The following is a 25,281-nucleotide window of genomic DNA, read 5'->3' on the forward strand; positions in this document are numbered from 1 at the left end:
GCCCAGGCAATACGTCGTGCAGCAGCGCAACGGCTTAGCCAGCGCACGGTTCAAACAGGCCGTCGAACTTCTGACCCTGCTGCTGCGCTTTGTGTATCCAGCCGATGCGGAGATCGGCCGCTATTTCCACGCGCGCCGCAAGATGGGTTCCACCGATCGCGGTTTCGCGGCGGAAACCGTTTACGGGTGTCTGCGTCGCAAGCGCGAGCTGGAAGCGCTGTACGAGCCCGTGCACCGGCCGGAAGCGGACGACGAGTGCGCGCGCTGGCTGGTTGCCACCTGGTTGTTGAAATATGGCGGCTGGAGTGCGCGTGCGCTAGCCGATGCCGGCTTCAATGAGGGCGCCGTGGCGTTGGTGGAGCGCATCCGCGCGCTGGACCTGTTCGAGTTTCCGCTGGAAGTGCGCGCCAACCTGCCGGACTGGATGGCCCACAAGCTGGTGGCGCAATTCGGTCCGGAACAAACCCTGCAGCTTGCCGATGCGCTCAACCAGCCCGCGCCCGTGGACCTGCGGGTCAATCTGCTCAAGATTACACGTGAAAATCTACAGGCCCAACTCAAGGACGAGGGCTTCGAACTTGCGCTCACACCGTATTCACCGCTGGGATTGCGGCGTGAACAACGTGCCGCCTTGTTCAATACACGCGCCTTTGGCATGGGGCTGTACGAAGTGCAGGATGAAGGCAGCCAGCTCGTGGGCCTGTTGGTGGAGGCCAAACCCGGGGAAAAGATCGTGGACTTCTGCGCCGGTGCGGGCGGCAAGACGCTACAGCTTGCCGGCCAGATGCGCAATTCCGGCGTGGTGCAGGCTTTCGATGTGTCGCGCAAACGCCTGGATCGTTTCCGGCCGCGCCTGAACCGCGCGGGCGTGGACAACGTGCAACGCCGCATGCTGCGCGACGAACACGATCCGGTGCTCAAGCCGTTCGCAGGCACGGCCGACGCAGTGCTGGTGGACGCGCCGTGTTCGGGAACCGGCACGCTCAGGCGCAACCCCGACGTCAAATGGAAGAACATCGATCTTGCCGGGCTGCAGCGCACGCAGCGCAGCATTCTCGAGGCCGCATCCGCGCTGGTGAAACCCGGCGGCCGGCTGGTGTATGCGACCTGCAGTCTGCTGCATGATGAAAACGCCGCAGTCACCGCCGCGTTTCGGGCGGAGCATCCGGACTTCAGGCCGGAGCATGCGGGTGAGATTCTGATGCGACAGGGCGTCGCAATTCCGGATGCGGTGACCTCCGAGGGCGCCCTGCAGTTGTTGCCGCAGCGTCACGGGACGGATGGCTTTTACGCACTCGTCATGCGCCGCAATACGGATGGCTAAAGCAGGCCGGCCTGCCCTAAGAGCGTCTAACAAAATGTACGATGGTCATCATCCGGCACACGTTAAATCCCCCCGTACCCCCCTTTGCAAAGGGGGGGCCACGCTTTGCGCGCGGGAGGTTTTATCACGAATGGCCATTTTGTTATGGGCTCTAAGCGATCACTGTGACGGGTGAGCCCTGGATTTTCAACGGAGTTGCCGCGGATTCATCCTGCAGCACCAGCAGCATCTGCCACTTGCCACTCGCGTCGCGGGAGGCATCCGCAATTTCGCCCACCGGCTGATCGTGCGCCGCAGCGAAAACCGCCAATCCCGGCCGCAACGGTTCGGTCGAGCGGCAGCGGGCGCGATGCAGATGGCGTTTGACGGCGCCGCGATAATGCGCGCGCGCGATGACTTCCTGACCCAGATAACAGCCCTTGTTGAAATGCACGGCGCCAAGCTCTTCGAGTCCCAGCATTTGCGCGACAAAATGCCCGGAGGTCTCGGGATGCACCGCGGGCTCGCCGGCCAATATGCGCAGCACGGTCCACACGTCGCTGCCCACGGGCCGGCCACCGCGCTCCAATATATTGGTCCACAGCGACTGCAGCTCTGGGCTGGGGCCGAGCACGAGGTAGCGTGGTGTTTTGCCGTGCAGTCGTGCGAGTCGCATGCCTTGGTGCTCCGTGACTGCATTGATTTCCGCCGGTGCGCTGAGCCCGCATGTGGTCAGCAAATCCGCGGCGTGCTCGCCCGTCAGGCCAAATTGGCAGAGGGTGTCGCTGGCATCCATGAGTCTGGCTTGGGCGCGCAGCACGTACATGGAGAGCCCCTTGAGTACGGTCGCGGCCAGTGCCTGGGGCAAAATCAGCAGCAGGCGGTCGTCGTACTCGAGCACGCGCAGCGTCGTGGTTACACGGCCCTTGACGTTGCTCCAGGAACTGAACTGGCTCAAGGCGGGCGTGAGCGCCAGCAGGTTGGTACTCAACTGGCCTTGCAGAAAGTTGCGGCCGTCCGCGCCCTCGACCGCGATCACCGCGTAATCGCCCGACAGGTCCGCGATCACCACGTCGCCCGCGGCCGCGCGTAGCCCGGCCGCGGCGTCGCCGTAATGCAGCACGCGCTGCGCGTCGAAAACCGCGCCTTGTCGTTGCAGAAACGCTCGCCAGTCAGGGTGCATGCATGTTCCGGTTGCGATTATCCATGATAAGTGGTGCGGGTCGCGCTGTCAGTGATGCGCAGCTTGGGTGTAAAATGGCGCGCACCGTCCGAATAACAAGCACATGTCCGAACGCGACGCCCAGACCAAGCCATCCACGCCGCCGCTGCGCCCACCCGCTGCCACGCCGCAGCCAAAGCGCAAGCCGCGCGAAATCGGCGGTCCCAAGGGGCCCGAACCCACGCGTTACGGCGACTGGGAAAAGGCCGGTCGCTGCATTGATTTCTGAATGCCCCCGGTGCGCTGCCCGATGCCGAGTGAGGTAAGGCCATGACCGACACACGACCGCTGTCACCGCACGTTGGCGTTTACCGGTGGCAGATCACCATGACCATGTCGATCGCACACCGCATCACCGGAGTGTGGTTGGCGATCGGCACGCTGGCGCTGGTGTATTGGCTGGTGGCCGCCGGTACCGGGCCGGACAACTTCGCGACCGCGCACTGGTTTTTCGGTACCTGGATCGGCCAGATTCTCATGTGGTTGTGGACGTTCAGCCTGTTCTACCACCTGTGCAACGGCATCCGCCACCTGTTTTGGGACGCCGGGCAGGGATTCAAGATCCGGACCATCTACTTGAGCGGCTACAGCGTATGGGTGCTGGCCTGCATCCTGACGGCCCTGACCATCCTGTTTGCCTATCTCGGAGGCCGGCCATGAGCTACCGCACACCGCTGGCGCGCGCGCGCGGGTTGGGCTCGGCCAAGGACGGCACCACGCACTGGGTCGTGCAACGCATCACGGCCGTGGCCCTCGTGCCGCTCAGCCTGTGGTTCGTGGTTTCAATACTCATGCTCATGCATGCCGACTATGTTGCGGTCGTGAACTGGATGCATGCGCCGTGGAATGCCATTCTGCTGGTGCTGCTGGTGCTCACGATGTATTGGCACGCTTACCTGGGCCTGCAGGTGGTGGTCGAGGACTACGTGCATGTCGCGTGGGTGAAAGTGAGCGCCATCGTTTTGCTGCGCCTGCTGGCCGTGGTGTTGACCGCCATCGGCATTTTCGTGGTGCTACGTATCGCCTTTGGGGGTTGATGAGCATGGCCGAAGCCTACAAGCTGGTGGATCACGTGTATGACGCGGTGGTGGTGGGAGCGGGCGGCGCGGGCTTGCGTGCCAGCGTGGGACTGGCGGAAGCCGGCCTGTCCACGGCCAACATCACCAAGGTCTATCCCACGCGCAGCCACACGGTGGCCGCGCAGGGCGGCATCGCCGCCACGCTCGGCAACATGGGCGAGGACGACTGGCGCTGGCACATGTATGACACCGTCAAGGGCGGAGATTACCTCGGCGACCAGGATGCCATCGAGTACATGACGCGCGAAGCGGTGTCCGCGGTGATTGAACTCGAACACTACGGCGTGCCGTTTTCGCGCACCGAGGAAGGCCGGATCTATCAGCGCCCGTTCGGCGGCATGACCACGCGTTTCGGCGAGGGCACCGCGCACCGCACCTGCGCCGCGGCCGACCGCACCGGTCACGCGATGTTGCACAGCCTGTATCAACAAAGCCTCAAGCATCACGTCGAGTTCTACTACGAATACTTCGCCATTGACCTGCTCATGGAGAATGGCGTCTGCCGTGGCGTGATCGCCTGGGATCTGGCCACCGGTACCTTGCACCGCTTCCTCGCGCAGCAGACCATTCTGGCGACCGGCGGTTACGGACGTGCCTATTTTTCCTGCACCTCGGCGCATACCTGCACCGGCGACGGCAACGGCATGGTGTTGCGCGCGGGCCTGCCGCTCGAAGACATGGAGTTTGTGCAATTCCATCCCACCGGCATCTATGGTGCCGGCTGTCTGATTACCGAGGGCGCGCGCGGCGAGGGCGGTTATCTCACCAACTCCAGCGGCGAACGCTTCATGGAGCGCTATGCGCCGCATGCCAAGGACCTGGCTTCGCGCGACGTAGTGTCGCGCGCCATCACCCTCGAAGTGCGCGAAGGTCGCGGCGTGGGTGAGGAAAAGGATCACGTGTTCCTGAATCTCATGCACCTCGGTCCCGATGTGCTGCACGCGCGCCTGCCGGGGATTTCGGAGACCGCGCGCATCTTTGCCGGCGTGGATGTCAGCAAGCAGCCGATTCCGGTACTGCCCACGGTGCACTACGACATGGGCGGAATCCCGACGAATTACCACGGCGAAGCCATGACCTTGAAGGACGGCAATCCGGATGCGGAAATTCCCGGGCTCATGGCGGTGGGCGAGGCGGCGTGCGTGTCGGTGCACGGTGCCAATCGCCTGGGCTCCAACTCGCTGCTGGATCTCGTGGTGTTCGGGCGTGCCGCAGCCAGGCGCTGTGCGGGAAAGGTCAAGCCGGGCGAAACTCCGCGCACCGCTCCGCAGGAAGCCAGCGACCGCATTCTGGAGCGCTTCGACAAATTGCGTCACGCCCAGGGTTCGGAACCCACGGCGGCTATCCGCCTGCGCATGCAGAAGGTGATGCAGTCCGATGCCGCGGTATTCCGGACCGCCCAAACCCTGGAGCAGGGCCGCAACAAACTCGCGGAGGTGGCGCAGTCCTTCGAGAAAGTGCGCGTCAGCGACCGTTCCCTGATCTGGAATTCCGACCTGGTGGAAACCCTGGAGCTCGCCAACCTGCTGGCCTGTGCCACGGTCACCATGGGCGGCGCCATCAATCGCACCGAAAGCCGCGGTGCACACGCGCGCGAGGATTTCCCCGAGCGCGACGACAAAAACTGGATGAAACACACACTCGCCTGGCTGGACGCCAAGGGCAAGGTGAAACTCGACTATCGCCCGGTGCACAGCTATACGCTCACCCGGGACGTTGAAACTTTCCCGCCCAAGAAGCGGGTTTACTGACGACGCTGTTGCATGGCGGGATGCGCCGTTGCCGGAAATTCGCGCGAGCCGCCGGGCTCAACTCGGTAGCCGCTGGCAAGCGTCCGAGAATACCCAGAGCGTGCATAGAGCCAGTCGCCAACCCACCAGGGACGGGATATCACCCATGAATGAAATCTCCCGCTTGCGCTGGCAGTGCCGACGGGGGCGAGCCGGAAAGAGAAATTCGTCCAGTGGACGAAATTCCCGGCGAGCGCCCGGACAGGGAAGTCCGGGCTGGCCAGCGCACCACGGACGGTCGCCTGCTCATGAATGAATACGGGCGCATGCGCTGGCAGTGCCGGCGTGGCTTGAAAGAACTGGACGTGTTGCTGGAACGCTATCTGCAGGAGCATTTCAGCACGGCACCGGCCGCGGAACAGCAGGCGTTCGCGGAATTGCTGTGTCTCCCGGATCCTTTGCTGTTGAGTTACATCATGGGCCGGGACCAGCCGGACAACCAGGAGCAACGCCGTGTCATCGCCAGCCTACGGCGAACCCCTCGAACTTGATATCCGGCCTTCGCGCCAGGTGGCGAGCCTTTTGCTGGCCATCCATCTCACCGCAGCCGTGGTGATTGCGCAGCTGCCCATGGCGCTGACGAGCCGGCTGGCGATTCTGACGGCGATCCTGGCGAGCCTCATCTGGAACGGGGTGATGTTCTGGCGGCGCACGCCCAAGAAGCTGCTGTGGTCGCGCGAGCAGGGCTGGCGTATCACCGATCGCCGCGGCCACACACATGATCTCGACTTGCTGCCGCAGGCTTATCTTGGCAACTGGATGATGGTCGCGCATTTTCAGACGCCCGGGGGAAAGCGCCGTGCGGTGATGCTGGCGCGCGACAGTTGCAGCGCGGACAGTCTGCGCCGTTTGCGGGTGATGCTGCGTTACGGAACGCCGAAGCACTGACCAGGAGCTTTGCGCTGCACAGCTCAGCACATCCAGTTCACGGCCTGTTTGGCCGCCGCGAAATTGGGTGGCACCAGCACGGTGCTCTGCGGTGTGCGCGTGTTGTCGGGCTCGGGGTAGTCCAGGGTGTAATGCAGGCCGCGGCTTTCCTTGCGTGATATCGCCGACAGGATGATGAGCCGGGCCACCTGTTCCAGATTGCGCAGCTCGATCAGGTCTCCGGTGATGCGGAAGTTGCCGTAGTACTCCGCGATTTCGTGCAGCAGCAGTTCGGTGCGGCTCAAGGCGCGTTGCAGGCGTTTGTCGGTACGCACAATGCCGACGTAGTCCCACATGCAGTGTCGCAGCTCGCTCCAGTTGTGCGACACCACGACTTCCTCATCCGAATCCGTGACGCGGCTCTCGTCCCATTTGGGCAATTTCCCCGGCAGGTCGCTGTGCAGGGCAGACGTGATGTCCGCGGCCGCGGCGGCGCCGAATACGATGCATTCCAGCAAGGAATTGGAGGCCATGCGATTGGCGCCGTGCAGTCCCGTGCACGCGACTTCACCGATGGCATACAGCCCCGGCAGGTCGGTGCGCGCATGCAAATCGGTAAGCACGCCGCCGCAGGTGTAGTGCGCGGCCGGCACCACCGGGATCGGGGCTTTGGCCATGTCGTAGCCGTATTGCAGGCAGCGTGCGTAAATGGTGGGAAAGTGTTCCTGGATGAATTCCCGCGGCCGCTGGCTGATGTCGAGCAGCACGTGATCGGAACCCAGGCGTTTCATCTCGTGGTCTATGGCGCGCGCCACGATGTCGCGCGGAGCAAGCTCGGCGCGCGCATCGAATTTGTGCATGAAGGGCGTGCCGTCCGGCAGCAGCAGCTTGCCGCCTTCGCCGCGCACCGCCTCACTGATCAGGAAGGACTTGGCAGCCGGGTGAAACAGGCAGGTGGGGTGAAACTGCATGAATTCCAGGTTGGCCACTCGGCAGCCGCTGCGCCATGCCATGGCGATGCCGTCACCGCTGGAACTGTCGGGGTTGGTGCTGTAGAGATACGCCTTGTTAGCGCCGCCGGTCGCGAGTACCACGTGGTGAGCGCCCACGGTGCGCACGTGCTGCGTGCGCCGCTCGAGCAGGTAGGCGCCGTAACAGCGCGGCTCTGGCAGGCCGAGCTTGGCGGCGGTGATCAAATCCACGGCGATGTGGTGCTCGAGCAGCGTGATGTTGGCGCGCGCGCGCACCAGTTTCTCGAGCGTAGTCTCGATCTCGCGTCCGGTGGCGTCGTCCGCATGCACTACGCGACGGTGGCTGTGTCCGCCCTCGCGCGTCAGATGGTAGGCGTCCGGATCGTGCGCGTCGTGAGCGCGGGTGAAGCGCACGCCTTGCGCAATCAGCCAGCGGATGCACTCCGGTCCCTGCGCGACCACAAAGCGCACGGTCTCGGGATCGCACAGGCCGGCGCCCGCGTTGAGCGTATCCGCGACGTGGGACTCGAGCGAATCGGCCTTGTCCAGCACCGCGGAGATGCCGCCCTGGGCATAGAGCGTGCTGCCTTCCTGCAGCGGCCCCTTGGAGACCAGGGCAACGCGGCAGCTTGGGGGCAGGCGCAGCGCCAGGCTCAGGCCGGCCGCGCCGCTGCCAAGGATGAGCACGTCGTAACTGGCCGCCTGTTGCATGCAATCGGCCCCTCTTCAAGGCTGCTAGAATGGCCGCCGGGTGCCCGGGGGACGCGAAATATACCTGTCCCGGCCGATTTTGGCGAACTATCCAGCCTCCCATGTGTCTATGAGCCGAGCGCATGCATAACCCCAAGCCGGTGGTCACGCTCCAGCCGGGCCGGACCGATACCGACCAGATGTTTGTGGCTCGGGTGCAGCGCGGTGACAAGTCGGCCTTCGATGTACTGGTGCGCAAGTATCAGCACAAGATCGTCAAGCTGGTCACGCGCTACGTGCATGACAACAGCGAGGCGTTGGATGTGGCGCAGGAAGCTTTCATCAAGGCGTACCGGGCGATCCCGGGGTTCCGCGGTGACAGCGCGTTTTATACCTGGCTGTACCGCATTGCCATCAACACCGCCAAGAATTACCTGGTGGCGGAGAACCGCCGCCCGCTGGATCATGGCGTGGACCTGCAGGATCCGGAGCAGTACGAGGTACAGTCGCGCTTGCGCGACTTGGATACGCCCGAACGTCTGCTGCTCACCGAGGAGATCCAGCACACCGTGGAGGCTGCGATCCGGGAATTGCCCGAGGATTTGCGTACCGCGATTGTCCTGCGCGAGATTGACGGCATGAGCTACGAGGAAATTTCCCAGGCCATGTCCTGCCCGGTGGGCACGGTACGTTCGCGCATCTTCCGGGCGCGCGAGGCGATTGACGGCAAACTGCGGCCCTTGCTGGATTGAACGCGAGCGATTGAACCCATGACGGAAAAACTGCGCGAACAGATTTCAGCTCTGGCGGACAACGAGCTTGCCGAGAGCGAGCACGAGCTGCTGGTGCGGCGCTTTGCAAGCGAGGGTTACCTGCGCTATTGCTGGGAACGCTACCATCTGATCGGCGAAGCCATGCGCAAGAGCCTGCCGCAGGTGGACACGCGCGGACTGGCGGATCGCATCATGCAGGCGCTCGCGGGAGAAGCCGCCAGTCCTCAGCAGCAAGGCGTGCGCCGCGTTCCGGCCATGCGCATTGCCGCGAGCGTGGCCGCGGCGGTCTGCGTGGCGGTGGCGGCGCTGGCGGTCACGCGCTTTGGCGGTGGTCCCGGCCACCTGGGCGCCGCGCCCGCGGAGATCGTGCCGCCGGCATCGGTGCTGCAGACCACGCCGGTGGGCTATGGCATGGTGAACGCCGCGGCCTGGAACGGCAACATGCCGGAGGTCCAGGCGGAACTCAACAACTACATCATCAATCACTCCGAGACCAGTGCGGCACTCGGCCGGCCGGATCCGCTGCCTTACTTTTACATCACCACGTATAACGTCAACCAGGCAACGCGCGGCGCCGCGCGCGCCGGTACGCCGCAAATACCGCCGCGCAAGCGATGACCGTCGGGCCGCCGCTGGCGATCGCACTGATCGTGTGCGGGCTGCTGGCTCCAGCAGCGCAGGCAAGCAGCCACTCCAAGCCCGCTTCCAGTCCCCAGGTCTGGCTGCAGCGCATGAATCTGGCGCTGCGTGATCGCAATTACACCGGTACGTTCGTGTATGTTCACGGCGACCATCTGGAAAGCATGCGCATCTATCACCGCGCCGACGCCCACGGCGGCATCGAGCGCCTGGTGTCCCTGACCGGGCCGCCGAGCGAGGTGATTCGCGATCATCACAGCGTCAAGTGCATACTGCCCGACAGCCGCATGGTATTGGTGGAACGCCGCTATGCGGCCGAGCGTTTCCCGGCAGCGCTGCCCGCCAGCATCCCCGCAGCGCGGCTTGCGGCGTATTACGATTTCAAGGATCTCGGGGACGGCCGGATTGCCGGCTATCGGAGCAAAATCATCGGCATCATGCCGCGCGACCGGTACCGCTACGGTTACCGGCTGTGGCTGGATGCGCACACCGGCATGCTGCTGCGTTCCGATCTCGTGAACAGCGACGGGCATACCGTGGAACGCGTGATGTTCACGTCGCTGCAATATCACCAATCCATCCCAGACCAGGAGCTGCAAGCCACGGAAATTGGCCGCGGGTTTGTGTGGAATATCCAGGGTGACAGCGAAAAGCTGTCGCCTGCCGAAGCGCACGTAAGCTGGCACGCCACGCAGCTGCCGCCCGGATTCGTGCTGTCGTTGACCGAAGTACAGCGTATGGCCGGCGTCACCCAGCCGGTGCGTCACCTGATATTCAGCGACGGCCTGGCGTCGGTATCGGTGTTCGCGGAAGCGGCCGGCCCGAGGCACAATGCGCTGATCGGTCCGTCGCAAATGGGCGCCATCAACGCATTCGGGCGCCAAGTGGGGGAGCACCACCTCACCGTGGTGGGGGCGGTGCCGGCCGCAACCGTACAGCTGATTGCCGAATCCATGCGCCTGGTGCGCTCACCGTAGCGCGCCACGGGGACGCTTGCAGGCGCTCGGCGCTTGCTCGAAAATGACCACGTGCGACAAATTTCCTGGCTGATTCCCTGGGTGCTGGCCACGGTGGCGCTGCCGGCGCGCATGACGCTGGGCGCGGACCTGCCGGACTTTGCTGCGGTGGTCAACAAGGTATCCGCCGTCGTAGTGAACGTGAGTGCAGTGCAGCCGGCCGGCGTGCTTGCCGACAACCGCGCAGCCAACGGACCGGATGACGACAGCAGCGACTCCTATTCCGACTGGTATCGCCGCTACTTCGGTGTCACGCCAGACGATGGTGCACAGGACGACAGTGACAGCGCAGATGCCGCCGCCACCGAATCCCTGGGTTCGGGATTCATCATTTCGAAAGACGGAGAAATCCTCACCAATTATCACGTGGTGGCGCAAGCGCAAAGCATAAGCGTGAAGCTCAGCGACCGGCGCGTATTGCCGGCGCGCATCGTGGGCGTGGATCGGCAAAGCGACCTCGCGTTGCTCCGGATTCACGCCGATCATCTGACAGCGGCCAGTATCAGCACCCAGCCGGTACGCGTGGGTCAGTGGGTGCTGGCGATCGGTTCGCCTTTCGGGTTTGACCATTCAGTCACCGCCGGGATCGTCAGCGCCGAGGGCCGCAGCATCGGCGGCGATCAATACGTGCCCTACATCCAGACCGATGTGCCCATCAATCCCGGCAATTCCGGCGGGCCGCTGTTCAATCTCCAGGGTCAGGTGGTGGGCATCAATGCGGAGATCTACAGCGGCACCGGCGGCTACCAGGGCGTGTCGTTCGCCATCCCCATGAATCTGGCCATGCAGGTGGTGCGCCAGTTGCGCGCATCCGGGCATGTCACGCGTGGCTGGCTGGGAGTCAGCATCGGGGACGTGGACACGGATCTGGCCGGGAAACTGAAATTGCCGCGTCCGGAAGGCGCGCTGGTGCGCCGCGTGACACCGGCGAGTCCGGCCGCACGCGCCGGCATTCGCGCCGGTGACGTGATTCTGAATTACGACGGCATGGATATCGTGAGCTCGGAAAGCCTGCCGCCGCTGGTCGGCAGCACCGCCGTGGGCCATGAAGTCGCGGTGACCATATTGCGCAGCAATCGCGTGGACAAGCTGCAGGTGCGCGTGGGCCTGTTGCCGGCCGACGCCGCAGGAACCGCGCAGGCGGATGGGCGCACGCAGGACTGGAGATTCGATGCCCTGGGCCTGGCAACACGTGCGCTCACGCGCGATGAGCGCAATCAGTTCCGGGTCAGGCAAGGCGGAGTCGTGGTCGAGCAGGTGGGGCCGGGAGCGGCGCGGACGGCCGGCGTCAAATCCGGTGACGTGGTGTTGATGCTCGGCGGCACGCCGGTCACCGGTCCCGACCAGTTGCAGCGCCTGGAAAAGCAGTTGCCGGACCGTGCCGTACCGATGCTCGTGCGGCGGCCCGATCAAACCCTGTTTCTCGCCGTGCGGGCCGGCAGTGCATGAACCGCCCGCTGACCCTCTATTACCGCGACGGTTGTCACCTGTGCGAGAAAATGCTCGCCGAATTGCGCGCACTGCATGGCGCGGATTTCCCGGTACGCCTGGTGGACGTGGACGGCAACGCGGACTTGCGTGCGCGCTACGGTGAGCGGGTTCCGGTGCTCATGGGCGGCGAGCACATGCTGGGGAGCGGCAGGCTGGACCGCGTACAGCTGGAAGAATACCTGTCCGGAGCATGAGAGCCGGCCTTGCAGTGCCGGTATAATGCCCGCACTTTGCGGCCTGCCCGGGACCGCGCAGCCCTGATCCGGGCGCGGGAATTTCGCAGCCGCCATCCATTGGGGCAGTTTCGACTGCCTGAATTTCAACCCACCCGACAGCGCAACCAATATTCCTAGTGGACCAGCACCATCTCCGCAACTTTTCCATCATTGCGCACATCGATCACGGCAAATCCACGCTCGCCGACCGCTTCATCCAGATCTGCGGCGGCCTGACGGAGCGCGAGATGGAGGATCAGGTGCTGGATTCCAATCCCATTGAACGCGAGCGTGGCATCACCATCAAGGCCCAGAGCGTGTCGCTGCAATACGCCGCGCGCGACGGCCAGACCTATCAGCTGAATTTCATCGATACGCCGGGGCACGTGGATTTTTCCTACGAAGTCTCGCGCTCGCTGGCGGCCTGTGAAGGCGCCTTGCTGGTGGTGGACGCTTCCCAGGGCGTCGAGGCGCAAAGCGTGGCCAATTGCTATACCGCGATCGAGCAAGGGCTCGAGGTCGTGCCGGTGATCAACAAGATAGATCTGCCGAACGCCGAGCCGGAAAAGGTCAGCCGCGAGATCGAGGACATCATCGGCATCGAAGCGCGCAATGCCGTGCGCGTGAGCGCCAAGACCGGTGCCGGCGTGCCGGAACTGCTGGAAGAGCTGGTGGGGCGCATCCCCGCGCCGCGCGGCAATCCGCAGGCGCCGTTGCAGGCGCTCATCATTGATTCCTGGTTCGACAATTTCGTGGGCGTGGTGTCGCTGGTGCGCATCGTGAACGGCAGCCTGCAGCCGCGCCAGAAGTTGCTGATCATGTCCACGGGGCGTACCCACGAGGTGGATCGCGTCGGAATCTTTACGCCCAAGCCGCAGGACCGCGAGCGGCTCACGACCGGCGAGGTCGGCTTCGTGATCGCGGGCATCAAGGAAATTGACGGCGCACCGGTGGGTGACACGCTCACGGACGCGGCGCACCCTTGCACGACGCCCCTGCCGGGCTTCAAACAGGTGCAGCCGCGGGTATTTGCCGGCATGTATCCAGTGCAGTCGGATGACTATGAGGCGTTTCGCGAGGCGCTGAGAAAACTCAGGCTCAACGATTCCGCATTGCATTTCGAGCCGGAAACCTCCAGCGCGCTGGGATTTGGCTTCCGCTGCGGCTTTCTCGGCCTGCTGCACATGGACATCGTGCAGGAACGCCTGGAGCGCGAGTACCACCTGGCACTGATCACCACCGCACCCACCGTGGTGTACGAAGTGTTGACCACGGCCGGCGACACGCTGTACGTGGACAATCCCGCCAAGCTGCCGCCGGTGGATCGCATACGGGAGATCCGCGAGCCGGTGATCACCGCGAATATCCTCACGCCGCAGCAATATATCGGCGCCATCATCACCCTGTGCATCGAAAAACGCGGCGTGCAGAAGAAGATGGTGTATCACGGCACGCAGGTGATTTTGACCTGGGAGTTGCCCATGAACGAGGTGGTCATGGATTTCTTTGACCGCCTGAAATCCGTGAGCCGCGGTTATGCCTCCTTCGACTACAGTTTCACGCGCTTTCAGGTCGCACCGCTGGTGAAGCTGGACCTGCTCATCAACGGCGATCGCGTGGACGCGCTTTCCAGCATCGTGCACAAGGACCATGCCTACGCGCGCGGCCGCGAGCTGTGCGAGAAGATGCAGGAGCTGATACCAAGGCAGATGTTCGAAGTGGCGGTGCAGGCCGCCATCGGCTCGCACATCATTGCGCGTACCACCGTCAAGGCGTTGCGCAAGAATGTCACCGCCAAGTGCTATGGCGGCGACGTCACCCGCAAGCGCAAGCTGCTGGAAAAGCAGAAAGCGGGCAAGAAGCGCATGAAGCAGATCGGCACGGTGGAGATACCGCAGGAGGCCTTTCTGGCGGTGCTGCACATCGGCAAGAAATGAACATCAACAATCTTCCGCAGTGAGAGACAAGCCATGGATTTCGATCTAGAGACCATTCTGACCGTGCTCGTCGTGTTGTCCGGCCTGGTGTGGCTGGTGGATGCGCTGGTGTTCATGCGCCCGCGCCGGCGCCGGCAGCAGGCGCAAGCATCGGCGGTGGCCGGGACGCCGGCGGCCAAGAAGCGCCGCGACCCGCTGCTCGTGGATTATTCCAAGTCGTTTTTTCCGGTGCTGCTGGCGGTATTGCTGCTGCGCAGCTTTTTGGCGGAACCCTTCCATATTCCGTCATCCTCCATGGTACCGACGCTGCTGGTGGGCGATTTCATCCTGGTCAACAAGTTCGAATACGGACTGCGGCTGCCGGTGATTCACACGCGCATTATCCCCATCGGTGAGCCGCGGCGCGGCGACGTGGTGGTGTTCCATTATCCGGAAGATTCCGCGCGCCGTTATTGCCAAGGCCATCCGCTATGCGCCGACACGGGCAGCATGCGCGAGGTCGAGTCCTCGGCCGGCACCGATTACGTCAAGCGCGTCATCGGCCTGCCGGGCGACCACATCGCCTATCGTGACGACGTGCTGTACATCAACGGCGTGCCTGCGCCCGGTCAGGTGCTGGGCCTGTACACAGGCAGCGACGCGCTCGGCGCCACCTTGAGGCGTGAAACGCTCGGTAGCGTGACGCATGATATTCTGGCAACCAACGGCCAGTTGGGGCCGCAGGGCGAGTGGGTGGTGCCGGCCGGAGAGTATTTCGTGATGGGCGACAACCGCGGCAACAGTTTCGACAGCCGTTGGTGGGGGTTCGTCCCGGAAAGTAATATAGTCGGCAAGGCGTTTTTCGTGTGGATGAACTGGGATGCGTTTCATAATTCCGCACTCTGGCACCGCGTGGGTACGGTGATTCATTGAGCTTAAGTGACCCGAAGGCGTAAGCACCTTTTCTGGAGAGGCAGTGATATGAAGACCAAGCGGCAACAAAGCGGCCTGACCATGATCAGCTGGCTGATCATCCTGGCGCTGGTGGCATTTGCATTCTGGTTCTGCTTCAGCCTGTTCACGCTGTACTACCAGTACTTCGCCATCAGCGACGTGGTGAAGACTGCGGCACAACAGGTCACCGCCGGTGAAACCCCGCTGCAGATCCAGCGCAGCATGGAGATGAAGTTCACCATCAATGGCGTTCAGGATCCTGCGCTTACGCCGGAGAAGATCGTCCACATTGCGGCGGCACCGAGCGGCAATGCGCTGATCCTCACGCTGGATTACGAAGCACGCACCAGTTTCATCGGCAACGTGTTCCTGGTGGTGCACTTCCACAAGACCTATCAGGCCACTCCGCATTGAATGATCCGCTCTCACGCCTGAGCGCTGCCATCGGTTACTCCTTTCGCGACCCGCAATGGCTGACGCGGGCCTTGACCCACCGCAGCGTGGGCAGCCTCAACAACGAACGTCTGGAATTCCTGGGTGACGCGCTGTTGAATGCCGTGATCGCCAGCGAACTGTTTGCACGCCACGCGGACCTGGACGAAGGTACGTTGTCGCGGCTGCGTGCGGCGCTGGTGAATCAGGCCGCACTGGTCGAGATTGCCGCCGGTTTGGATCTCGGCAGCTGCCTGCGCCTGGCGCCGGGCGAGGCCAGGAACGGCGGACAGCAGCGCCAGTCCATCCAGGCTGACGCCCTGGAGGCGATCATCGGCGCGGTGTACCTGGATGGCGGCTGGGAAAGCGCGCGCACCGTGATTCAACACCTGTTTGGCGCGCGCCTGGAGCGCCCGCCGGAGCTTGCCGCGCTCAAGGACAGCAAGACGCAGTTGCAGGAATTGCTGCAGGCGCGCGGCCTGCCCTTGCCGGTTTACGTACTGGAAAAGGTCGGCGGCCAGGATCACGCGCAGACATTTCACGTTGCCTGCCGCCTGACTTCGCCGGCCGTGAGCGCCAGCGGTGCGGCGGGCAGCCGGCGCGGTGCCGAGCAGGATGCCGCGGGCCGGGTACTTGAGATGTTACAAGGTGCCTGAAGGGACTTTCCGCTGCGGCTACGTGGGGCTGGCCGGCCGCCCGAATGTGGGCAAGTCCACGCTGCTGAATGCGCTCGTGGGCGCAAAAATCAGCGCGGTGACTCCCAAACCGCAGACCACGCGCAGCCGCATCCTGGGTATCCGCACCACCGCGGACGCGCAAATTATCCTGGTGGATACCCCGGGCCTGCATGCGCAGCAACACCATGCCATCAACCGTCACATGAACACCGCCGCACGCCATGCGCTGGCTGAAGCCCAAAGGTTGCTGCTGGTGGTGGAGGCGACGCGCTGGACCGCGGACGACGCGCACGCACTGGAATATTGCCAAGCCTTGGGCCATCCGCTGGCGCTGGTCGTCAACAAGATCGACCTGTGCCGGCCGCGTGCGCAACTGCTGCCGTTCCTCGATTCGCTGGCGGAGAAAGCCGATTTCAAGTTCATGGTGCCGGTCGCGGCCAGCAGCGGTGAGAATCTTTCCGAACTCGAGGCGCAGATCAAGAACTTTCTGCCGGAATCGCCGCCGCAGTTTCCCGCCGCACAGCTGACGGATGCCGAGGACGAACAGCGTGCCACCGAGTGCATCCGGGAAAAACTCATGCAGGCACTCGCACAGGAATTGCCGTATGCGCTCGCGGTCGAGCTGGGCGAATACCGCGTGCAGGATAGTGTGCTGCGCATTGCCGCCACCATCTGGGTGGAGCGCGAGGGGCAGAAGGCCATTGTCATCGGCCGCCGGGGCGAGAGGCTGAAACACGTCGGCCGCGAGGCCCGCCTGGAATTGGAGCGCAGCACCGGTCACAAGGTGTTTTTGAGCCTGTGGGTCAAGGTGCAGGAGAACTGGACCGAAGACCCGCGGGCGCTGGAAAAGTTCGGTTTGCGGGGATCATGAAAAACTCGGAGCGCGTGACGCTGGCACCGGCCTACGTGTTGCACCATCATGATTGGCGCGAAACCAGCCGGCTGGTGGAAATTTTCAGCCGCGATCACGGCCGGCTGGGCGCGGTGGCACGCGGTGCGCGGCGCGCGCAGTCGCCGTGGCGCGCCGTGCTGCAACCGTTTCGGCCGCTGCTGCTGTCCTGGACAGGCGGCGGAGAGCTGGTGACACTGATGGGTGCGGAAGCCGGCGGCGAACCGGAGCCGCTCAGCGGCGCGGAACTCATGAGCTCGTACTACATGAACGAGTTGCTGTTGCGCCTGCTGCCGCGCCATGATATCCAACCGGATTTGTTCCGCCACTATGCCGGTGCGCTGGAGCGCTTGCGCCGCGCCACGGCGCCGGCTCTGCGGATATTCGAGAAGCAATTGCTGTCGGCACTCGGCTATGGATTGACACTCGACCGCGACGTGGCCAGCGACGAACCGCTGCAGCCCGACGCAGTCTACAGCTATGAGCTGGAGCGCGGCCCGATACGCACGGCCCCCGCAGGTGGCGCGGGCCTGCACATCAAGGGTGCGGCGCTCACGGCGTTGGCGCGGGAAGATCTCGCGCAACCCGCACAGTTGCAGCAGACCCGCGAACTGCTGCAGGTCGCGCTGGACCGGCTGTTGGGAACCCGGTCATTGCGCACGCGCACGGTGGCGCGCGCGCTGGCGCGCAGTATCAGGAGCCGGTGATCATCATGCGGGATGCCATTCGGCTGGGAGTCAACATCGATCACGTGGCGACGCTGCGCCAGGTGCGCGGCACGCGTTATCCCGATCCGGTGGAAGCCGCGTTGCTCGCGGAAAGCGCGGGCGCCGACAGCATTACCGTGCACTTGCGCGAGGACCGCCGCCATATCCAGGAGCGCGACGTGCAACTGCTGCGCCAAGTGCTGCAAACCCGCATGAACCTGGAAATGGCGGCCACCGCGGAGATGCTCGCATTCGCCTGCGCCACCGGGCCCGAGGACTGCTGCCTGGTGCCGGAGCGCCGCCAGGAACTCACCACGGAAGGCGGCTTGCAATTGCAGGCGCAGAGTCAATCCCTGGTGCCGATCTGTGCACAGCTCGCGGACGCAGGCATCCGCGTGGCGCTGTTCATTGATCCGCAGCCCGAACAGATCGAGAGCGCCGCCCAGTTGCGCGTGCCGGCGGTGGAGCTGCATACCGGACGCTATGCGGATGCGCCGGACGAGCGCGCGCAGGCGCAGGAACTGCACCGTCTACGCGCGGCGGCACAACAGGCCGCACAGCACGGCATCGAGGTGCACGCCGGGCACGGGCTCAACTATCACAACGTCATGCCGGTGGCGGCGATTGCCGAGATCGTGGAACTCAATATCGGTCACAGCATCATGGCGCGCGCGCTCATGACCGGCCTGCCGGAAGCCGTGCGTGACATGCAGAGTCTGATGCGCCAGGCGCGCGGCGCGTGATTTTCGGCATCGGTACGGATCTCGTCGAAGTGGCGCGCGTGCGCGCCGCGTGGGAACGGTTCGGCGAGCACTTTGCGCGGCGTGTGCTCATGCCGGAGGAACTGCAGGGTTTCGGACGCACGCGTGATCCCGTGCGCTTCCTGGCCACGCGCTTTGCAGCCAAGGAAGCCATCGTCAAGGCCCTGGGCACGGGATTTCGCCACGGCATGTGGCTGCGCGATTCCGGCCACGTTCCCGATGCGCGCGGCAAGCCCTGCGTGATTTTCTCGGCGCGCGGATTGGCGCTGTGCCGGCGGCTGGGTGCGGGGCAGGCCTACGTGAGCCTGAGCGACGAAGCCGGAATGGTGCTGGCGTTCGCGGTGATTCTCAGGGCGGCAGCGCCGAACTGAGTTCTTGCGGTTCGAGGGACTGCAGGAGCGCGGTGATTTCCGCGCCCATCTGGGTGAGCAGCGGTGCCAGCGCGGACTCACGCAGCGGCGCATGCAACTGCGTTTCCAGTTGTGCGCACAAGCCGCGCAGACGGGTCAGGCGGCAAAAGGCCGCGGTACCCTGCAATTTGTGCACCTGCTGTTGCAACTGGCGTTGATCGCGTTGTTGCCAGGCGCGTTCAATCGCCTGCCATTGGCCCGGCAGGTCCTCGGCCAGCATTTGGCGCAGCGCGGGACGCAATTCGGCCAGCGCGACTTCCAGGCTCACTGCGGACGCCGTAGCGGCGCTGCTCACCGGGGCCTGCGGTGCCAGCGCCAGCCGACCTATGGTTTCGGTCAGCGCCGCTTCGTCCAGCGGCTTCAGCAGCCAGCCCGAAAGCCCGGCTTCGGCCAGGGCTTGTGACGATTCCTCGGTAGGTGAGGCGGAAAGCGCGATGACCGGTATTGCGCGCACGGACCCGGAACGCAGGCGGCGCGCCACCTGCCAGCCGTCCTGATCCGGCATGTGCATGTCGAGCAGAATCAGGTCAACCGCGTGGTCGCGCACCAGATCCAGCAGTTCCTGTCCCGATTTGGCTTCCAGCACGCGGGCACCCTGCTTTTCCAGCAGAATGCGTTCCAGCAGCCGATTGATGCGGTTGTCGTCCGCCACCAGGATGGTCAAGCCGTGTAACGACTGCAGCGTATGGCTGTCGTGCGGGTCGGATGCCACACGCGTGCCGGTGACCATGTGCATCAGTTGCTGTTGCAGGCGGGCTTCGCTCACGCATTTGGGCAGACACACGCCGGAAACCCGCCGACCGATGTCCGCTTGCACCTCGGCATTGACGGAATTCACCAGTGCCAGCACCGGCAAACCCGCGGCGGCCGGCGGCAACAGGTGTTCCAGCGCCGCGGGCTGTTGCAGCTCACTGTAGTTCAGCGACACGATGACCGCAGAGTACGCGCCGTGCGCCGTGCGCAGCTGCGCGGAGACTTGCTCCGGACTGCCGACGTGAGTGGGCTTCCAGCCGAGGCGTTCAAGCCGTGCCTGCAACGCGGCGGCGGACTGGGGATTGGATTCGTAAAGCAGCAGTGCATTGCCGTGCGCCGGGTATTCGGCGGTCGCGGGTGCGCGCGCCGGCACGGCTGTCTTGCGCGGCAGGCGCAGGCGCACATGCAGCCTGCTGCCTTGGCCGAACACGCTGCTGATGGTGAGCGCTCCGCCCATCTGTTCAACCAGCTTCTTGGTAATGTACAAGCCCAGTCCGGCGCCGCCTTGCTGGCGGTCGCTGCCACCGTTCACCTGGTAAAACGGCTGGAACAGGCGCCGCTGGTCCTGTTCGCGGATACCGATGCCGGTGTCCGTGACTTCGATATCCGTCTGCACCGTGGCCGCATCCAGCGCCGTGCTGTGTGTGCGGATCACGATGCTGCCCACCTCCGTGAACTTGATGGCATTCGCGAGCAGGTTGCCCAGGGTGCGCGTGAGTTTGGCGCGGTCAGCGAGCACCGCCTGGGTATCGTTGCCGTCGCTATCCAGCACCAACTCCAGTTGCTTGGCGTAGGCGTCCATGGCATGTATCTGCAGCGCTTCTTCCAGCAGCTCGCGCAGCGTAACGCGGCTCACACGCACGTCGGACTCGCCCATTTCCAGGCGTGCGGCCAGCAGGATGTTGTCCAGCAGCATGAGCAGAATCTGCGCCGCCTGGCGGATGGTGGTCAGGTAATTGCGCTGGCTGTCGTCGAGTGACGTACGCGTGAGCAAATCGCTGAAGCCCAACACCGCATTCATGGGCGTGCGAATCTCGTGGCTCATGTTCGCCAGGAATTCGGTTTTCACGCGGCTGGCTTCGAGCGCACGCTTGCGCGCCAGATCCAGCTCGACACTCTTGATTTCGAATTCCTCCAGCGTGCCGCGCAATTCCGCGGTCGCCTGGCCCACCTGATCCTGCAATTCCTGCTGGGAACGCTGGGCGTTGGCGGCCATTTGGTTGATGCCGCGCTCCAGTCGGCCCAATTCACCGCCGGACAGTTCCGGCGTGCGCGCGCCGTATTCGCCGGCGCTGAAGCGCCGCACCACTCCGATCACGCGGGCAATGGGCGCGACCACGCTGCCGCTGATGATGAGCGCCAGCAGGATGGTGAGCGCCAGGCACACCAGCATGATCACGCCGCCATTGAGGATGATGCGCGCCTGACGTTCGGCAAAATGCACTTGCGAGAACTGCACCGTTACTTTTCCCACGACGGTGTCGGCTGGGCCGGTGGCGGGGGCCGCCGGATCCATCCAATAGATGGGTTGCGTGAATGTAAGCGAGCCCTCAAAGCCGGTCTCGGCACCGAGTCGGCGGGCCAGGTCGGCCACCAGGCCCCGGCCGGGCGGAGTCGGCGCTTTTACCTGCGCCAGCACCTGGCCCTTGTTGTCGGTGATGACCACCGAGTCAACGCCCTGTCCGCGTGCGACGCTCTGTGCGAGGGTTTGCAAAGCCCGCGGGTCGTGCGTAAGCAGGCCGTACAGGCTGGAGGAAGCCAGCTGGCGCGCGATGGTGTCGCCCAGAGCCATGCGCGAAGCGCCGAGATCGTGCACGCGGCCGCGAATGAAATAAGCACCGAGGATCACGCCCAGACTGATGGTCGGCAGCAGCGCCAGCAGCAGCACGCGATTGCGGATGCTCCAGTTGCGGATCATCCCTTATCCCGGTCCTGGAATCGGGTGCGTGCTGAAAGCGCCGGCGTTACGCATGGTCTGTTTCCGGGTGTGCCTGCCGCGTATGGTGCGATGTTTTGGCACGGTGGTAAAGGCCGAACCGGGCCGCGCGGCGTTTGCTACACTGGCCGCAGATTTTGCGGGGGTACGCATGAATATCCTGGCCTTCGACATCGAGACCATTCCGGATGTGGTGACCGGACGCCTTCTGCATGGGCTGGACAACCTGAGCGACGAGGACGTGGCGCGCGCCATGTTCCAGCAGCGTCGCCAGGAAACCGGGGCCAGTGAATTCCTGCCCCTGCATCTGCACCGCGTGGTGGCGATCTCGGTGGCGCAGCGCTATGCCGACGATTTCCGCGTGTGGTCGCTGGGCACGCCGCAGTCGGGTGAAGCCGAGCTCATCACGCGCTTTTACGAGGGCATCGAGAAATTCACCCCGGACCTGGTGTCCTGGAACGGCGGCGGCTTCGATCTGCCGGTGCTGCATTACCGCGCGCTGCATCACGCCATTGCCGCCCCACGCTATTGGGAGATCGGCGACAGCGAAACCGGCTTTCGTTACAACAATTATCTGTCACGTTTCCACTGGCGGCATACCGACCTGATGGACGTGCTCGCCGGGTTTCAAATGCGGGCCGCGGCACCGCTGCATGAAATCGCGCAGTTGTGCGGCCTGCCCGGCAAGCTCGGCATGCACGGCAGCCGGGTGTGGGACACGTATCTTGCCGGCGGCATAGACAGCATTCGCGATTACTGCGAGACCGACACGCTCAATACCTATCTTATATATCTGCGTTTCGAACGCATGCGCGGACGCATGGAAGCGGCGGGTTACCGGTCCGAATGCGCGCGCGTGCGCGAGTACCTGGAGCGCGCCGACAAACCCCACCTCACCGAGTTTCTCAAGGTCTGGCAGGCGCAGACCGATCCGGCGGCCGGCAACTGAGCCATGCACGCCATCCGCGGCCAGCGCTGCGCAAGGGGCATACCTCAGGTCCTGTGTTCCACACCCGCTGAGCCGAGTCCATGAGCCTCGGTCCGCTGATGGTGGATGTCGCCGGCACCGCGCTGAATGCCGAGGACCGCGAGCTGCTGCAACATCCGTTGATTGGCGGCGTGATTCTGTTCACGCGCAATTACGTGGATCCCGGACAACTCGGCGCCCTGGTCGCCGATATCCACGTGCTGCGCACGCCGCCCTTGCTGGTCGCCGTGGATCAGGAAGGCGGCCGGGTGCAGCGCTTCCGCGACGGGTTCACGCGCCTGCCGCCGGCGCGGTTTTTCGGCTTTGTGTACGAGCGCGATCCCAGTTCCGCACGCCGGCTGGCCGAGAGCAGCGCATGGCTGATGGCGGCGGAGCTGCGCGCTGCGGGCGTGGACCTGAGCTTCGCACCGGTGCTGGACCTCGACTACGGGCGCAGTGTGGTCATTGGCGACCGCGCATTCCATCACACCCTCAAGGCGGTGGCGGAACTGGGACGCGCCTGGCTGCTGGGCATGCGGCGTGCCGGCATGGCCGCCACCGCCAAGCATTTCCCCGGCCACGGCGCGGTAAGCGGCGATTCGCATCACGTGCTGCCGGTGGATGAGCGAGAGCTGGATGAAATCCGGCGTCGCGATCTCTATCCGTACATACAATTGATTCGCCTCGAACTGCTGTCAGTCATGATGGCGCACGTGGTGTACCCGGCCGTGGACCGCATGCCGGCGAGCCTGTCGCGCCGCTGGATCGAGGGCGAATTGCGCGACCGGCTGGACTTCAAGGGCGCGGTATTTTGCGATGACCTCAGCATGCACGCTGCGGAAGTTGCCGGCAGCCCTGTCGAACGCGCGCGGGCGGCGCTGACCGCCGGCTGCGACATGCTACCGGTGTGCAACAACCGGGCCGCGGTACAGGCGATACTCGGCGAATTGGGAACCTACAGGCATCCCATGAGTCAATGGCGGCTGGTACGCTTGCACGGCGCGATGCCGATCGCGCTTGATGACCTGCACGCCAGCCGCGAGTGGCGCGAGGCACACGCCGAACTGGAAGGCCTGCAGACCGGCGCGGATTTCAAGCTCGAAACCTGAACCGCGTGCTGAGGGTCGTGGGTTCAGGGCGCGACACGCGCGAGCCGCGCTGTCCGAGAGCCGGGGCGTTCTCCGGCTCAGACTAGAACCCATCTCAAAATCTCCGTTCGCCCTGAGCCTGTCGAAGGGCGCATGAGCAAGTGCTTGTTTCAGTTCATGCTTCGACAAGCCTGTCTTGAGCACAGTCGAAGGGCTCAGCACGAACGGAAACTTCGGTACGCGGGTTCTGAGATAAGTTCTAGCGCAATTGCCGCCAAAGCTGATCCGCGAATATCACTCCGTGATAGTTAATTGGCACTCCGGCATCGTGCAGCGCCTCGGCCGTCCATGTGTTGCAGGTGTGGAAGGCATCGTAAGACAGTCCCGAAGGGTAGAACTTGCTGTCGGCGTCCGGCCCCGGAGCGAGTGGTTCGAGGCGGCCTTGCGCATCGGTTTGCAGCGAAGCGACGAGGTAGCCATCGAGGTGCTCCAGGCCGTTCGCGGTAACGGGTACGGCATGCAGTTGAACTTCGGGGCTGTAGGAGGCACGCGGTGGACTGTTGCAGTCCTCGACCAGCATTACGCTTTGCGACGGGAACAGCGCGGCGATGTCCATGCCGAATGTTGGATTGGGCGCCATGTAGAAGCGGCGGTTGCCCCAGCCGAACATGAAGTACTGCGCATCGCGCGCGGGCTGCAGCAAATCGGTGAGCGTTGGCCCCAGTTCCGCGCGCGACAGCATCAGCCCCGTGTGCCAGCCGGAGTCCAGTACCCAGACCTGGGCACGTGGTGCGGTGGCTTGTATTGCGGTATCCGGCCGGAGTGGTGTTGGCGCGCGGGCCGGACCTGGGCTCGCGCAGCCTGTGATGAGCAGCAGGCTGCAGGTAATCAGCGGAATAAGGCGTTCGGAAAAATTCACATAGAGAGTCGCAAAGCGGAACCGATCATTTGGTACGCGGCGTAATCAGCACCAGCGCGCCAAACATGGGGTTGTCAAAGTAATTCAGCTTGCCGGCATCCAGCCGCCGATCCTCTTTGAGCCGGTAGGGTTGGCATGCGGGAACATTGGAGGCTGCCGTTGGCGACGCGCTCGCGGCTGGCGGCGCGCCGGCCACTGTGGGTGCCGTGGAAGCGATCAGATGTTTGGCCGGTGGTCCGCAATACACCAGATCCAGATCGAAATGCAGGTACGGCCCGGTGGTGCTGAGTTTGGCAATGCCGTACACCGCATTCGGAGAATTTTCCGGCGCACTCGCAACGCTGACCAGGGAACCAGCGCTTGCCGCGACGCTAGCCGGCGGCGCTGTGCTCATACGCACGAACAGGGCACTGGCGCGATCAATTGCAGGCTGAGCCCACGCGCTGCGCAGCAGTGGCTGGTATTCAGATGAGTGCTGCAGCTTTGCCCACACGGAATTCATGCGCGCGCTCGCAGCGGGCAATTGCATGTATGGCAGGCCACTGGCGGCCGGCTTGAGCGGCACCACGCTGTTCCAATCGGGTGTACCGGGATCGGCCGGCCAGCTCTCCAGCACGCCCGCCTGTGGGTCGGTGTTGGCAAACACGATCACTTCCACGTTGTACCAGTTGGGCGCAGGGGCGGGCGCTGCCGGCGGCGCATCGGCAAGAACCAGCAGCGGCACGCCAAGCAGCAACAGCGTGGCAAGCCGTGAAACGGTGCGCGGTAGGTTCACAGGATGATCCTGAATTTGGGCGTCAAGGCATTATATCCCGC

Annotated in this window: 27 protein-coding genes; 22 read left to right on the plus strand and 5 right to left on the minus strand. The window is 64.2% G+C overall.

Translation table 11 applies throughout. The features are described from left to right. The first annotated feature begins 16 nt into the window (after nt 1-16). Nucleotides 17-1,324, plus strand: a complete 1,308-nt coding sequence (locus tag VJR90_04230; protein HKV96687.1) for an RsmB/NOP family class I SAM-dependent RNA methyltransferase — start codon at nt 17-19, stop codon at nt 1,322-1,324. 151 nt (nt 1,325-1,475) lie between these two features. Here the strand turns inward: VJR90_04230 and VJR90_04235 are convergent, their stop codons facing one another. After that, the gene (locus VJR90_04235; protein HKV96688.1) at nt 1,476-2,486 is read right to left on the minus strand and encodes a hypothetical protein; all 1,011 of its coding nucleotides are present in this window, start codon (nt 2,484-2,486) and stop codon (nt 1,476-1,478) included. 103 nt (nt 2,487-2,589) lie between these two features. On the opposite strand from VJR90_04235, the gene VJR90_04240 reads away from it, so the two are divergent. From VJR90_04240 to VJR90_04265, 6 genes are all read left to right on the plus strand, one after another. Further along, nucleotides 2,590-2,754, plus strand: coding sequence for a DUF1674 domain-containing protein (locus tag VJR90_04240; GenBank protein ID HKV96689.1), 165 nt, complete (start codon nt 2,590-2,592; stop codon nt 2,752-2,754). 41 nt (nt 2,755-2,795) lie between these two features. After that, nucleotides 2,796-3,185 carry a succinate dehydrogenase, cytochrome b556 subunit gene (gene sdhC, locus VJR90_04245; GenBank protein ID HKV96690.1) on the plus strand — a complete coding sequence of 130 codons (390 nt, stop codon included), beginning with the start codon at nt 2,796-2,798 and terminating at the stop codon, nt 3,183-3,185. After that, nucleotides 3,182-3,562, plus strand: a complete 381-nt coding sequence (sdhD, locus tag VJR90_04250; GenBank protein ID HKV96691.1) for a succinate dehydrogenase, hydrophobic membrane anchor protein — start codon at nt 3,182-3,184, stop codon at nt 3,560-3,562. Before sdhC ends, sdhD begins: the two co-directional genes overlap by 4 nt. 5 nt (nt 3,563-3,567) lie before the next feature. Next, a complete protein-coding gene (sdhA, locus tag VJR90_04255) occupies nt 3,568-5,355 on the plus strand; it encodes a succinate dehydrogenase flavoprotein subunit (protein ID HKV96692.1) in 1,788 nt (595 codons plus the stop codon). A gap of 212 nt (nt 5,356-5,567) precedes the next feature. Continuing rightward, nucleotides 5,568-5,885 (plus strand): succinate dehydrogenase assembly factor 2, encoded by a 318-nt coding sequence (locus VJR90_04260; protein ID HKV96693.1) that lies wholly within the window; start codon nt 5,568-5,570, stop codon nt 5,883-5,885. Further along, nucleotides 5,848-6,282 carry a protein YgfX gene (locus VJR90_04265; protein ID HKV96694.1) on the plus strand — a complete coding sequence of 145 codons (435 nt, stop codon included), beginning with the start codon at nt 5,848-5,850 and terminating at the stop codon, nt 6,280-6,282. The genes VJR90_04260 and VJR90_04265 overlap by 38 nt, the downstream gene beginning before the upstream one ends. Nucleotides 6,283-6,305: 23 nt before the next feature. Here the strand turns inward: VJR90_04265 and nadB are convergent, their stop codons facing one another. After that, nucleotides 6,306-7,943: an L-aspartate oxidase gene (nadB, locus tag VJR90_04270; GenBank protein HKV96695.1), complete on the minus strand. Its 1,638-nt coding sequence runs from the start codon at nt 7,941-7,943 to the stop codon at nt 6,306-6,308. A 122-nt stretch (nt 7,944-8,065) separates the two neighbouring features. Between nadB and rpoE the strand changes: the two genes are divergently transcribed. The 13 genes from rpoE (at nt 8,066) to acpS (ending at nt 18,763) form a co-directional block, all read left to right on the plus strand. Further along, nucleotides 8,066-8,674: an RNA polymerase sigma factor RpoE gene (rpoE, locus tag VJR90_04275; protein ID HKV96696.1), complete on the plus strand. Its 609-nt coding sequence runs from the start codon at nt 8,066-8,068 to the stop codon at nt 8,672-8,674. Nucleotides 8,675-8,692: 18 nt separating this feature from the next. Then, nucleotides 8,693-9,313 (plus strand): sigma-E factor negative regulatory protein, encoded by a 621-nt coding sequence (locus VJR90_04280; GenBank protein ID HKV96697.1) that lies wholly within the window; start codon nt 8,693-8,695, stop codon nt 9,311-9,313. Next, on the plus strand, nt 9,310-10,311 hold the full coding sequence (locus VJR90_04285) for a MucB/RseB C-terminal domain-containing protein (GenBank protein ID HKV96698.1): 1,002 nt from the start codon (nt 9,310-9,312) through the stop codon (nt 10,309-10,311). The genes VJR90_04280 and VJR90_04285 overlap by 4 nt, the downstream gene beginning before the upstream one ends. 33 nt (nt 10,312-10,344) lie before the next feature. Beyond that, nucleotides 10,345-11,799, plus strand: coding sequence for a Do family serine endopeptidase (locus tag VJR90_04290; protein ID HKV96699.1), 1,455 nt, complete (start codon nt 10,345-10,347; stop codon nt 11,797-11,799). Further along, nucleotides 11,796-12,035 carry a glutaredoxin family protein gene (locus VJR90_04295; protein ID HKV96700.1) on the plus strand — a complete coding sequence of 80 codons (240 nt, stop codon included), beginning with the start codon at nt 11,796-11,798 and terminating at the stop codon, nt 12,033-12,035. The genes VJR90_04290 and VJR90_04295 overlap by 4 nt, the downstream gene beginning before the upstream one ends. 149 nt (nt 12,036-12,184) lie before the next feature. Then, complete coding sequence (gene lepA, locus VJR90_04300; protein ID HKV96701.1) at nt 12,185-13,993, plus strand: translation elongation factor 4; 1,809 nt, start codon at nt 12,185-12,187, stop codon at nt 13,991-13,993. A 33-nt stretch (nt 13,994-14,026) separates the two neighbouring features. Then, nucleotides 14,027-14,905 (plus strand): signal peptidase I, encoded by an 879-nt coding sequence (gene lepB / locus VJR90_04305; protein ID HKV96702.1) that lies wholly within the window; start codon nt 14,027-14,029, stop codon nt 14,903-14,905. A gap of 48 nt (nt 14,906-14,953) precedes the next feature. Further along, on the plus strand, nt 14,954-15,340 hold the full coding sequence (locus VJR90_04310; protein ID HKV96703.1) for a DUF4845 domain-containing protein: 387 nt from the start codon (nt 14,954-14,956) through the stop codon (nt 15,338-15,340). After that, nucleotides 15,337-16,014 carry a ribonuclease III gene (gene rnc, locus VJR90_04315; GenBank protein HKV96704.1) on the plus strand — a complete coding sequence of 226 codons (678 nt, stop codon included), beginning with the start codon at nt 15,337-15,339 and terminating at the stop codon, nt 16,012-16,014. The genes VJR90_04310 and rnc overlap by 4 nt, the downstream gene beginning before the upstream one ends. Beyond that, nucleotides 16,007-16,906, plus strand: coding sequence for a GTPase Era (gene era / locus VJR90_04320; protein HKV96705.1), 900 nt, complete (start codon nt 16,007-16,009; stop codon nt 16,904-16,906). The genes rnc and era overlap by 8 nt, the downstream gene beginning before the upstream one ends. Next, nucleotides 16,903-17,631 (plus strand): DNA repair protein RecO, encoded by a 729-nt coding sequence (recO, locus tag VJR90_04325; protein ID HKV96706.1) that lies wholly within the window; start codon nt 16,903-16,905, stop codon nt 17,629-17,631. Before era ends, recO begins: the two co-directional genes overlap by 4 nt. Then, nucleotides 17,631-18,374, plus strand: coding sequence for a pyridoxine 5'-phosphate synthase (gene pdxJ, locus VJR90_04330; GenBank protein ID HKV96707.1), 744 nt, complete (start codon nt 17,631-17,633; stop codon nt 18,372-18,374). Before recO ends, pdxJ begins: the two co-directional genes overlap by 1 nt. Next, nucleotides 18,371-18,763 carry a holo-ACP synthase gene (acpS, locus tag VJR90_04335; protein HKV96708.1) on the plus strand — a complete coding sequence of 131 codons (393 nt, stop codon included), beginning with the start codon at nt 18,371-18,373 and terminating at the stop codon, nt 18,761-18,763. The genes pdxJ and acpS overlap by 4 nt, the downstream gene beginning before the upstream one ends. Here acpS and VJR90_04340 read toward each other — a convergent pair. Further along, the gene (locus VJR90_04340) at nt 18,741-21,473 is read right to left on the minus strand and encodes an ATP-binding protein (GenBank protein HKV96709.1); all 2,733 of its coding nucleotides are present in this window, start codon (nt 21,471-21,473) and stop codon (nt 18,741-18,743) included. The two genes, acpS and VJR90_04340, sit on opposite strands and share 23 nt — an antisense overlap. A gap of 169 nt (nt 21,474-21,642) precedes the next feature. Here VJR90_04340 and VJR90_04345 point away from each other — a divergent pair, with 169 nt between their 5' ends. Further along, nucleotides 21,643-22,440 carry a 3'-5' exonuclease gene (locus VJR90_04345; protein ID HKV96710.1) on the plus strand — a complete coding sequence of 266 codons (798 nt, stop codon included), beginning with the start codon at nt 21,643-21,645 and terminating at the stop codon, nt 22,438-22,440. 80 nt (nt 22,441-22,520) lie between these two features. Then, nucleotides 22,521-23,567, plus strand: coding sequence for a beta-N-acetylhexosaminidase (nagZ, locus tag VJR90_04350; GenBank protein ID HKV96711.1), 1,047 nt, complete (start codon nt 22,521-22,523; stop codon nt 23,565-23,567). Between the two features lie 238 nt (nt 23,568-23,805). On the opposite strand, the gene VJR90_04355 is transcribed toward nagZ, so the two are convergent. Further along, entirely contained in the window at nt 23,806-24,465 is a 660-nt protein-coding gene (locus tag VJR90_04355) for a DUF2459 domain-containing protein (protein HKV96712.1), read from the minus strand. Nucleotides 24,466-24,490: 25 nt separating this feature from the next. Then, nucleotides 24,491-25,240, minus strand: a complete 750-nt coding sequence (locus tag VJR90_04360) for a CsiV family protein (protein ID HKV96713.1) — start codon at nt 25,238-25,240, stop codon at nt 24,491-24,493. Between the last annotated feature and the right edge of the window lie 41 nt (nt 25,241-25,281).

The sequence above is a fragment of the Gammaproteobacteria bacterium genome (assembly GCA_035279405.1).
Classification (GTDB): Bacteria; Pseudomonadota; Gammaproteobacteria; order Natronospirales; family REEB76; genus REEB76.

Bases quoted from the DNA above. Each gene is read 5' to 3' on its own strand.
- VJR90_04235 (HKV96688.1), bottom strand. From the start codon at position 2,486: ATGCACCCTGACTGGCGAGCGTTTCTGCAACGACAAGGCGCGGTTTTC.
- VJR90_04240 (HKV96689.1), top strand. From the start codon at position 2,590: ATGTCCGAACGCGACGCCCAGACCAAGCCATCCACGCCGCCGCTGCGC.
- sdhC (HKV96690.1), top strand. From the start codon at position 2,796: ATGACCGACACACGACCGCTGTCACCGCACGTTGGCGTTTACCGGTGG.
- sdhD (HKV96691.1), top strand. From the start codon at position 3,182: ATGAGCTACCGCACACCGCTGGCGCGCGCGCGCGGGTTGGGCTCGGCC.
- sdhA (HKV96692.1), top strand. From the start codon at position 3,568: ATGGCCGAAGCCTACAAGCTGGTGGATCACGTGTATGACGCGGTGGTG.
- nadB (HKV96695.1), bottom strand. From the start codon at position 7,943: ATGCAACAGGCGGCCAGTTACGACGTGCTCATCCTTGGCAGCGGCGCG.
- rpoE (HKV96696.1), top strand. From the start codon at position 8,066: ATGCATAACCCCAAGCCGGTGGTCACGCTCCAGCCGGGCCGGACCGAT.
- VJR90_04280 (HKV96697.1), top strand. From the start codon at position 8,693: ATGACGGAAAAACTGCGCGAACAGATTTCAGCTCTGGCGGACAACGAG.
- VJR90_04285 (HKV96698.1), top strand. From the start codon at position 9,310: ATGACCGTCGGGCCGCCGCTGGCGATCGCACTGATCGTGTGCGGGCTG.
- VJR90_04295 (HKV96700.1), top strand. From the start codon at position 11,796: ATGAACCGCCCGCTGACCCTCTATTACCGCGACGGTTGTCACCTGTGC.
- lepB (HKV96702.1), top strand. From the start codon at position 14,027: ATGGATTTCGATCTAGAGACCATTCTGACCGTGCTCGTCGTGTTGTCC.
- VJR90_04310 (HKV96703.1), top strand. From the start codon at position 14,954: ATGAAGACCAAGCGGCAACAAAGCGGCCTGACCATGATCAGCTGGCTG.
- recO (HKV96706.1), top strand. From the start codon at position 16,903: ATGAAAAACTCGGAGCGCGTGACGCTGGCACCGGCCTACGTGTTGCAC.
- VJR90_04340 (HKV96709.1), bottom strand. From the start codon at position 21,473: ATGATCCGCAACTGGAGCATCCGCAATCGCGTGCTGCTGCTGGCGCTG.
- VJR90_04345 (HKV96710.1), top strand. From the start codon at position 21,643: ATGAATATCCTGGCCTTCGACATCGAGACCATTCCGGATGTGGTGACC.
- nagZ (HKV96711.1), top strand. From the start codon at position 22,521: ATGAGCCTCGGTCCGCTGATGGTGGATGTCGCCGGCACCGCGCTGAAT.